We start from the raw sequence: 7,451 nt of genomic DNA on the forward strand, positions 1-7,451 counted from the left end.
TATTAAGTTTTTTGATAAGTACGTCTTAGACGAGTAGAGGCTGCTGTGATGACCTGTTATCATAGACTCTTTGCGCGGAGACTGAACACGTCAGCCAAAGCGCGTCGGGCAGCATGATACCCACACATGCCATGCACACCACCTCCGGGAGGCGTGGAAGAGGAACAGATATAGAGGCCTTTGGCTGACGTTCTGTATGGAGACAGCCGTATTGCGGGCCTTGTAAAGAGCTGTCCCACATCTATAATTCCCCCGTTAATGTCTCCACCAATATAGTTAGCATTATATACTTCCATTTCAGTGGTATTCATGATATGCCTCGCCAGAATCCTGTTACGAAAACCAGGCGCAAACCGCTCCACCTGTTTTTCAATAGCTTCCGTCATATCCAACTCTGAACCATTTGGTACATGGCAGTAAGCCCAGGCAGTGTGTTTACCGGCAGGTGCCCGCGTGGGGTCAAAGAGGCTTTGCTGCGCCAGCAAAACAAAAGGCTTTTCAGGGTGGCCGCCTTTTGACGTCCTATGCTCTGAGCCAGCAATCTCTTCCAGTGTATTACCCAGGTGCACAGTGCCTGCACGCTTACATTCAGCCGCTGTAAAGGGTATAGGGCCATCAAGTGCCCAATCTAATTTAAATACCCCCATACCATAGCGGTAACGCTCCAGTTGCCACTTATAGAGGGAGGAGAACTTATGCCCTGCAATCTGTAACAGCTGTTTCGGTGTCACATCAAATAAAACGGCATGCGAGGAAGGAAGCTGTTTTAAGGAGCTCACCGTAAATCCCGTTTCTATCTGCCCGCCTAACGAAACAAAATAAGAAGCCAGCGCAGTGGCAATGCCCTGCGAGCCGCCTTTAGGCATAGGCCACCCTTTGATGTGCCCCATAGCCATCAGCACCAGTCCAATGGCTGAGGTAGCAGTATTAGTTAAGGGCTGAATAGAATGTGCCGCCATACCAGCCCACAAGCCTCGTGCTTTCTTAGTTTTAAAGCGATGATTTGCCAGGAAAACGGCTGATTGAAGTGCATTCAAGCCAAACTTGCCCATGGCTACTGGGTGGTTCGGGATACGTAGTGGGCCCAAAGCTGCTTTCGCAATATCAGGCCAGTCATTTACTAAAGGCTTCATCAGCCGCAGGTATGACATTTCATCGTCGCCGAGCAACTGTGCCGTTTCTTCTATTGATTTGCTTAAAACAGCAGCTGTTCCGTTATCAAACGGGTGGGCAGCCGACACTGGAGGATAAAAATACTCCAAGCCATGCGCTGCCAAAGGAAGCGTTTTGAAATAAGGGGACTCTGCTGCCAGTGGATGAATAGCAGAGCAGATGTCGTGCAGATAGCCCGGTAAGGTGAGCTCCGCTGTTCGTAAACCTCCTCCTATGGTGCCCTTCGCTTCCAGCAGTAATACATATAGCCCTGCCTCCTGCATTGTTATGGCAGCTGCAAGTCCGTTTGGACCAGAACCTACTACAACTGCATCAAAATCTCGCTTTTCCAATATTAAGTAACTAACAAAGTAGAATTTTAATTTCCCTGCCACGAAAGCACAGTTCTAAAAGTATTCATAGAGTGTTCTGTGCGAAATAGCTATCAAGCTAAACTCTAGCTGCAGTTTAGCCTATGTGCATCAATAGGAGGCGGCTATCACAGGTGCTACCATGAGGGAAAGCATTCGATTGGCAAATCCTATACATAGAATATTGCAGGATTGAACCTTTGTCTGAGGGCAAGAAGCAGAAAACTAGTCTTAAAGCCAAACTGCTTTTCCAGAAAACCAAATCGAATTCGACGCCATAAAATTAATTGCTTGTTGCCGAAATTAACCTAGATGAAGGCAGGTTGCTTTAAATGACCTTTTATAATGACACAGTATCATTGTACTTCATAATTAACTCTTTTGAAGAGAGGGCGTCTCTGCCGAAGTTTTTATAGATAGTAAAATTTTCCATCCCACTTGCATTTGCGGTCAGTATGCCATTTTCGATATTGGCATCAGAAATCACTCTATTTGAACCCTCAAGTTCATAATAGTCTCTTAATTCCTCTACGCAGTTAACAGATTTTTCAAAAGTAGTGTTACTTAAGTATCGCTGAAAATTTTCCAGTTGTTCCTGCTTAAACAGAAAACCCATTTCACTACCTCTGTTAACAAGGTCAATGTCTTCATGGCCAATAGGAAGAAATGCCTCATTGTAGCCACCCAATTTCATAAACACCTTCTTCTGAAAGCTCAACCTCCCAACGGTGCCCCAATAAGGAGGTTTGTGAAACTGAAAGATTGTCTCTTCACCATGTCTGTTATATAAGTAGTTGATATAAAAGGAAAAGTCTTTACCTGTAAAGTTATCGCCATCTACATTACACACTATCTCCCCTTTCGCTAAGGCATGAGACAAGTTTTTTGCTTTAGAGGCATGAAAAGACTGAGGCTGAAACGTCTTATAGTAATTAAGAAGCCCCGCCTCAATATATCTGGAAAAATTTTTCTTAGCGTAATTTTCTAAACCATCTTGTGAGTTATAGTCAATCAGAACAAATTCCACTTTAGGATAACTCATATTGTCTATAATATTCTTTTCCAGTGTATGCTTCAGGTGAAAAAGCCGGTTCATACAGGTTGAACAGAACGAAATAGAATAATAATGGCTCTGGTTATAAATTTCTGCGGGAAGTGCGGTAACATGGTACTTCCTTAATCTAGTATCTCTAAAAGTTCTAAGAGTTCTTTCAATCTTTTGAGGCAGCAGGTTCCTGAGCAACAGCGACAGCTTAGACATAGATTGGTATTATATAAAACAGAATGAAACAACTTTATTTCAACACTTCTTTAGTCGCCAAACTTTAGGATTGAAAAGATAAAGGTCTACGAATCAGTCCAAAAAACTTGTTTTCATGAAGGTTTTGAACTCAGAGAAAATAAACCTTCTTTTAAAACTGCTATAGCAAAGCAAGCCACTCATTCAAAAAGGATGTTTCTATCACACGTGTGGTGTAAGGATTTAATAGTAGGCGTAGCTTAAGAATTGTGGTAAATACTCATCACTCAACATTTAGAATCAACTAAAAGTGGTGCGCTGTAAAAACCATTTCAGCCATGGAATGTCAATGAACATTAGTGTAACTAGTAATACAGCAAAAAAAACAACGTAAAGCATAAACCACTTTCGGGTGTAGAGTTTCTCAGAACCTTGCACCGGCGAGTCCTTTAGCAGGCCTAATCGAAGGTACCAGGAAAAAAGAAGAGCGAAAAATGGAAAGCTGATGAGCAGTTCAAGTCGGTTCTTAACTAAGAATATGCCTAAGAAAAAAGCAGAAGTTAGCGCATAGAAGAACATTGAAATCAACAGGCTGTTTTCTGTATAATACCTGAAAGACTTGCGGTAGAGCCCTGCCAGATTCGAGTCTGCAATGAGGCGGTATTCTGCAAAACGTTTGGTAGCCATTAAGAAGGCGCCACCCATCCAGTAGGCTATAATAATGCTGGAGGGGGGAAATGTGAGCCACTCAACATCCCAGACGCTCTGTGGCAGCGCCACTACCGGCGTAAAGATGAACCAGCCCAATACGAAGCGGATAGGGTTGTTCACAGATTCTGACAGCACATCAAGGTAAACCCTGTCTTTGCTTCGGAAAGGCTTTACATTGTATATAATGCCCATAAAAAGAAGAAAGGCAGCGATAATAAGGAACTGTGTGGAAATAACGTAGGCCAGCGAAAGACCTATGGCGGCCAGCGCAGCATACTCTATATAAACCAACACCGGGTTTACGACCCGCACAACAGAGGTACGCTTCTTCTTCAGAGGGTGGAATTTATCGAATTCAGCGTCCAGATACTCATTAATTACATAATTGGCAGAAGCAATCAGGCAGGTGCTGCCTATACCAATAAAGATTCTGGAGACCAATGTCAGATCAAAAGGTATATTGTAGACGATCATGGCAAAAAGCATTCCTGGCACCATGAACACATTCTTAATCCAGTTATCCGGACGTGCAATGGCGATATAGTCAGGTAAGGATGCAGGAATCACAGCTTGCTCCTGTGCTACAAAAGGGGCCTGCGAAGCAGAATTAGAATGAGGCAGGTTGTGCTCCATATAGATATGAACTTAATTTAGAATTATTTATTAGCTGCTGGTAAAAATCAAACTGGCTGAAAGGTTTCTTATCAATTATCAGGTATGGCATATGTGCACGAATAGCACAATCTCCGTCCATCTCCTGCCGATCTCCAATAAACAGGCAGTCCTCCGGAGCAAAACCCAATTGATTCGCAGCATAGAGCAAGCCTTTGGGGTTTGGTTTCAGTTGATTCACCTCAGGGTCAGTAGAACATACTACCAGATCGGCTTCAAGATTCATTGCCTTTAGCTTTTCATGTGCCTTATAGTCAGAATAGATGCCTATTTTGATGCCTTTCTGCCGTAGCAACCTAAACAAATCCTGTGTTCCGGGATAAGTGCAGCCAGCCAAATACCGGACTGGATGTTGAAAAATCCAGCGTTCTACAATCCTTCTTATTTCAGCAACCGGATAGCCCTTTTCTTCCGCGCACCAGAGATACTGGGCATTTTCCAAATCCGCAACTCCCTGTCCTGCTCTTCTTTCCCGCTCCTCTCTGAAGTATGAGAGCATCAGCATTTCTTTTAACCGCCACGGCCGCAAAACATAATAGCTCAACAGAGCAGCCAGCATTTTCTTCCTCAGTTTAGACTGGTCGTATAGCGTTCCGTCTACATCGAAAATGATTGCTTTCACACCCTTCCAATCTATTATATTGTTCTTCTCACCTTGCATAAGGAACTTTGTTTCTTGGACTACCCTCTCCTATTCTTTCTCATTTAAACTGCTCTAATAACCTAATAAGGGTATATTTGTCTTATTTGAGTCCAAATCAACATACATGGAGTTCAAGTACGGGGGCATGATGATATAAGTTTACATTTTAGATAAAATTTATGTTAACCCTGCTTTCCACTCACAGGCAAATTATTTAATATAATATTTATTATATTAATATATATAATTTAATAGTTTTTATCTCAATCAAGAACAAAGCCTATCTTAATTTGCCTTCTATCCGTACCTATCGGATTATAATGATATTTTTACTTTTAAAAGTAAATGCTTCTTACATGTCCTTATTTAGCAGAGTTCATCAAAGTCAGGTCATCCGGTTTATATTAGTAGGAGGTTTCTGCGCAGGTCTGGAGTTTATGGTTTTTGCCCTGCTGGTACACCGCTTTGAATTTGAATACCTTCATGCCAACTTTTCTTCTCTTTTGGTAGCCGTGGTACTCAACTACCTGATTTCACGCAGGTTTGTCTTTATGAAAGGGAGATATTCTGGCAGAGTGGAGTTCATTGCTTTTGTTATTTTCTCAGCTGTTGGTGTTGCCCTGAACCAATACCTTGTATGGCTCTTTGTAGAGCAGGTGGAACTACAGGTATATGCTGGCAAAGTGTTAGCCATAGGCCTGGTAGCAGTATTCAACTACCTTACAAAAAAGCATATTGTTTTCATCAAGTAAGCTCTTTAAGGAGTAAGTACTCAGAACAACAGCCAACTCTTCGTAAGCCAGAACACTTTCCCCACCCCTTCTCATAGCATTAGTACAAGAACTGGGGCTGCACATTTAGGGTAGTCAGCGTTTTGCAGAAAAACGCTCTGCTATAGAAGCCTGAAAAGTGCTTGTAAAACAAGAACAAAGAAACATCTCTCTCCAATCACTAAGCTGTAAGAGATCTCTGTATACAAACTTCATATCGCAAATTACCGTAACGGTTGACAACTATAGTCAAGTAGTACCAATGAGAATAGGAATTGAAGCTCAACGAATCTTCCGGCCCAAAAAGCACGGAATGGAAGTCGTGGCCCTGGAACTAATTCGCCAGTTACAGAAGTCTGATAAAAAAAATGAATACATCATATTTGCAAAAGAAGACGCTGATATAAATTGTTTAAAAGAAACTGAAAATTTTAAGATAGAAACCATACCAGCTTATAGTTACGCAGATTGGGAGCAAATTCAGTTACCCAAAGCGTTAAAGAAAAGCAAAATTGATTTTCTGCACTCTACCTGTAACACTTCTGCACTATGGCAATCTAATCCGCTCCTACTCACGTTGCACGATATTATTTACCTGGAAAAGGTAGATTTTAATGGTACTGCGTATCAGAATTTTGGCAACCTGTACAGAAGGTTTGTGGTTCCAAAAGTGATAAATAAAAGCACCTCTATCATAACTGTTTCTCATTTTGAAAGAGATACCATTCTAGAAAGACTGCACTTGCCTGAAGAAAAGGTTCAGGTAGTTTATAACGCTGTAAGTGATATATTCCACTCCAACTACCCTGTTGAGCAAGTGAATAATTTTAGATTGAAGCACGAAATCCCTGAAAAGTTCGTGCTCTTTTTGGGCAATACCGCTCCTAAAAAGAACACTAAAGGTGTACTTACAGCCTATGTCGAATATTGCCAATGCACTGATGAACCCGTGCCCATGGTTATCCTTGATCATGACAGGGCATATGTATTAACTTTTTTAACTGAAATAAATAAAAAGCATCTTATATCACATTTTGTGTTTCCTGGGTATATAGCGCCTCAGCAGATGCCTATGATGTATAATGCTGCCACCATTTTCCTGTACCCTTCACTTCGTGAAAGCTTTGGCTTGCCTATTTTAGAAGCTATGGCATGTGGTACGCCTGTTATTTCTTCAACCTCTTCCTCTATGCCAGAAGTAGCCGGTGGTGCAGCCCTACTAGTAGATCCTTATCAGGAAAAGGACATTGCGGAAGGCATCCAAAAGCTATTATCTGATAGTATATACTACAGTAGTCTTGTTGAGAAAGGGTTGAAAAGAGCTGCTGAATTCACCTGGAATTCCTCTGCGAAAGCCTTACTATCTATATATGACACCTTTGATAATTAACGTGAACTCGGGAATTACGAGAGTTTAAAAAGGCTGTTTTAGGTAAACAAGAAGGCTAAAGGCCAGGTAGAAATATTGTCTGATGTTTCACCTAATCCTTTAGCCTTATGCACTTTATCATAGATACTACCAAGGTCGTAGAAGTGTTTTGTTTCATCGATGATTTCTGCCAGGAAGTAAAGGCTTATTTCGCTTCCCACCCCTTGCCCAAAGGACTGGCCCCCAAGCATCTGGCCGGACGCAGGCCCTCCCTTTCTGAGAGCGAGGTGCTCACCATTTTGACCCTCTACCACCTCTCGGGCTTCAAGTGCTTCGAGTACTACTATGAGCGCCTGGTGCTAGGAGAGCTCAAAAGCTTCTTTCCCCAAGGCTGTTTCTTACACGCAGTTCCTCTCCCTCTCCCGCCAGGCCTGCTTCCACGCCTTCCTGCTGGCCCAGTGCCGGGCCAGCCTCTCTGAGAAAACCAGTCACTACTACATCGACTCTAAGAAGCTGCCCGTTT

General features: G+C 42.4%; 6 protein-coding genes and 1 pseudogene. 3 read left to right on the forward strand and 4 right to left on the reverse strand.

Going from position 1 to position 7,451, the window contains the following annotated elements:
• Positions 1–59: 59 nt before the first annotated feature.
• The 4 genes from E1919_RS18235 to E1919_RS18250 form a co-directional block, all read right to left on the reverse strand.
• Positions 60–1,505, reverse strand: a complete 1,446-nt coding sequence (locus E1919_RS18235) for a phytoene desaturase family protein (RefSeq protein ID WP_162054847.1) — start codon at positions 1,503–1,505, stop codon at positions 60–62.
• 358 nt (positions 1,506–1,863) lie between these two features.
• Positions 1,864–2,784 carry a glycosyltransferase family A protein gene (locus E1919_RS18240; RefSeq protein ID WP_162054848.1) on the reverse strand — a complete coding sequence of 307 codons (921 nt, stop codon included), beginning with the start codon at positions 2,782–2,784 and terminating at the stop codon, positions 1,864–1,866.
• Between the two features lie 279 nt (positions 2,785–3,063).
• Complete coding sequence (locus E1919_RS18245; protein WP_162054849.1) at positions 3,064–4,107, reverse strand: UbiA prenyltransferase family protein; 1,044 nt, start codon at positions 4,105–4,107, stop codon at positions 3,064–3,066.
• Entirely contained in the window at positions 4,082–4,807 is a 726-nt protein-coding gene (locus tag E1919_RS18250) for an HAD family hydrolase (protein WP_162054850.1), read from the reverse strand. Before E1919_RS18250 ends, E1919_RS18245 begins: the two co-directional genes overlap by 26 nt.
• Positions 4,808–5,145: 338 nt before the next feature.
• Between E1919_RS18250 and E1919_RS18255 the strand changes: the two genes are divergently transcribed.
• The 3 genes and pseudogenes from E1919_RS18255 to E1919_RS28265 all read left to right on the forward strand — a co-directional run.
• Positions 5,146–5,541 (forward strand): GtrA family protein, encoded by a 396-nt coding sequence (locus E1919_RS18255; protein WP_162054851.1) that lies wholly within the window; start codon positions 5,146–5,148, stop codon positions 5,539–5,541.
• 280 nt (positions 5,542–5,821) lie between these two features.
• A complete protein-coding gene (locus tag E1919_RS18260; protein ID WP_162054852.1) occupies positions 5,822–6,949 on the forward strand; it encodes a glycosyltransferase family 4 protein in 1,128 nt (375 codons plus the stop codon).
• 107 nt (positions 6,950–7,056) lie between these two features.
• Positions 7,057–7,451 (forward strand): annotated as a pseudogene (locus tag E1919_RS28265) (IS982 family transposase); the annotation flags it as partial.

The sequence above is a fragment of the Pontibacter pamirensis genome, from assembly GCF_010015475.1.
GTDB lineage: Bacteria > Bacteroidota > Bacteroidia > Cytophagales > Hymenobacteraceae > Pontibacter > Pontibacter pamirensis.